This is a genomic window from Bifidobacterium callitrichidarum (assembly GCF_003129905.1).
Lineage (GTDB): Bacteria > Actinomycetota > Actinomycetes > Actinomycetales > Bifidobacteriaceae > Bifidobacterium > Bifidobacterium callitrichidarum.
This window is the reverse complement of record NZ_QFFM01000052.1, coordinates 1-2,368: the sequence shown is the minus strand read 5'-3', so window position 1 is coordinate 2,368 and position 2,368 is coordinate 1. Positions and strand designations below refer to the sequence as shown.

Sequence of the window (2,368 nt, the reverse complement as noted above, 5' to 3'; positions counted from 1 at the left end):
AGGACCGATACCGTTCGCGCTCATTCCCGATGAGGCACCACCACACCCTACGCGCTCAAAAAACGTGAGGCACGTCGCCCGTTTCCATCAAGGGTGGGCTTCATGGTAAACTCGTCATGCTCAAATGTGAGGTAGGCTTCCGCTGCGCCATAGTCGGCATTTTTGGGTATGTAAAATCTCTGGTTGAATGACGGGTTTCGAAGAACGTTCATCCTCTAAGTTCCAGAAGGAACCGTCTGGTTGAAAATCGTTTGAGACGTGTTTCCGTTTCAACCAGAGATTTACCGTTAGTTGAGTATCTCGCCGGTGGTTTCGTCCACCTCGTATTCAGGTTCGGGGAACGGCTCCCATTCGTCTTCCTCGTTGCTCTCGTCTTCCGCTTCGGTGGTGAACAGCGCGCCTTTGGTGAGGATTCGGGGACCGATGCTTATGCCGCCGCTGTTGATGATGTTGAGGAGGTTGGTCTTTCGGTACAGGCTTCTTCCCCGCAACGTTTCAAAGGAGTATCCGCGTCCTTTCATGTTGGATTCGCGTATGAGTCTGTTGGCGCATTCGGTGTAGCCGTTGCTTATGGCTATGGGGCAGTCCCAGTATTGGAAGATCTGGGTGTAGAAGTTGCGTACCGTTTTGGCGAGGGTTCTGAACGAGTCGAACAATTCGCCTTCGGGAATGTTGTTCTCCCATGTTTGGAACGCTTTCTGGGCGTTGCGTTTCGATGTGGGGTTCTCGTCCCAGATGTCGAAGAAGTCCTCCTTGACGTCGAAGGCCGTGGCGAGGGGCTTGAGCTCGTCGACGCCGCGCAGCAGGCGTATTTTCTCGGCCTCCTCGCCTGTGAGGTCGCGACGTCGGGTTTTGAGCGTGTAGGCAAGTCCGCGCTTGGTTTTGATGCGGTCCTTCTTGGTCATGGTCGTTTGCAGGGACCGTCTCACGGAGTCGACGGCTTCGTTGGCCTTCATGACGACGTGGAAGTGGTCGATGGCCCAGCGTGCGTTCGGCATGGCCGTGGCGATGCTTTTCTCGAATGGCCGATACATGTCCGAGCACACCCACATGACCTTGTCCCTGTCGGGCATGTTCATGAAGTATTCTGTGAGGGTCCTTTGGTTTCGGCCGTTGAGCATGTCGTAGAGCGTGCGGTGTTCGAGGTCGGTGATGACGGTGACCTCTCCGATGCGCTTGATCTTGATCTCGTCGATGCCGAGGAATGCGGGCGTGCGGAACCGCAGCTTCTCGTCATAGTCGCGGATGTATTCCTCGAACACGTTCTTGACGGTCACATGGGTCAACGCGTAGTCGACGGCCACGTCGCGGAACGTGGTGCGCAGGGAACGTTGCGCAATGTCCGCGTAGGCGCGCGAGGTCATCATGCGTTTCTGGTTCACGCCGTCGATGTCGGGCTGCCAGATGTCGTTGCACTGGCTGCAACGCCTTCGGGGAAACTCGATGATCAGGCGGGTTGGTACGCCTCCCATGGGGGTGTCCGCGATTTTGAGCGCGCGTCTGCCGTGGCTGTACGTCTTTCCGCCGCAAACCCCGCAAGCCTCGGGCACCGGACCGCAGTACGCGAGCCGTATGTTCTTGACCCGCTTGCCCTTGTCGATCGTCTCCTCGGTGCCCGTCAGCTCGCAGTCCGCGATGCCGAACAGGTCCTTGACGATGGAACCGGAATCATTGGCTGTCATGATCGCGCTCCATCCGCTTCATATACTCCTGAAGTTTCGGGATGTCGTAGCGTTTTCCGGAACGTAGCTGGTCATAGGCCTGATCGGCGAGGGAGTCGATGGCCTGCGGGTCGTTCATGACCTTCGCGGCGAGTGTGGCCGCTCGCTGCAGCCCCTCGTAGTAGAGCTCGGCGTTGTGCGCGGGGTCGGCGACGGTGCTCGCCGGAGAAATCGTGGCCACAGGCACAAACCCGTTGTTGGGCAATCCGAATGATGACGCTGGTGTTGCAGGCATGATGCCCCGTCCCTGGAATGGACCGCTGCCGAATATGGGCTGCAGCGGCGGCGCTCGCATGTGTGAGGCGTCGTAGTGAGGCCCAGTTTAGTGCGGCTGTGGGGAGTGGGTCGAGTTGTATGACGTGGGCGTAGCGTGGTTGCGACACGCCGGTGGATGTGTTGTGTTTGTTGGGTTTTGTGGGTGTGTGGTTGGGGTGGGTTTGCGTTTTGGTTGGGGTTCGTGTAAGTTATTCATCTTTCTGCTGGTTGGTGAGCGGCTGGGGTTGGTTCCCGGTGTGTTCGCTGGCTGTGTTTGGTGGTTTGAGAACTCAGAAGAAAAATTTCTTTTAGATACGAGGTGCCTCATTTGAAAATGAGCGCGTAATCCGGAGTGGTGCCTCACCTGTGGTGAGCGTGAAATCCTAGTCCGC

Annotated in this window: 2 protein-coding genes; both read right to left on the bottom strand. The window is 57.3% G+C overall.

Annotated features, from left to right (window positions below):
- Positions 1 to 287: 287 nt before the first annotated feature.
- Entirely contained in the window at positions 288 to 1,682 is a 1,395-nt protein-coding gene (locus tag DF196_RS13045) for an ISL3 family transposase (protein WP_054321422.1), read from the bottom strand.
- Positions 1,669 to 1,956, bottom strand: a complete 288-nt coding sequence (locus DF196_RS13040; RefSeq protein WP_146194768.1) for a hypothetical protein — start codon at positions 1,954 to 1,956, stop codon at positions 1,669 to 1,671. The genes DF196_RS13045 and DF196_RS13040 overlap by 14 nt, the downstream gene beginning before the upstream one ends.
- Between the last annotated feature and the right edge of the window lie 412 nt (positions 1,957 to 2,368).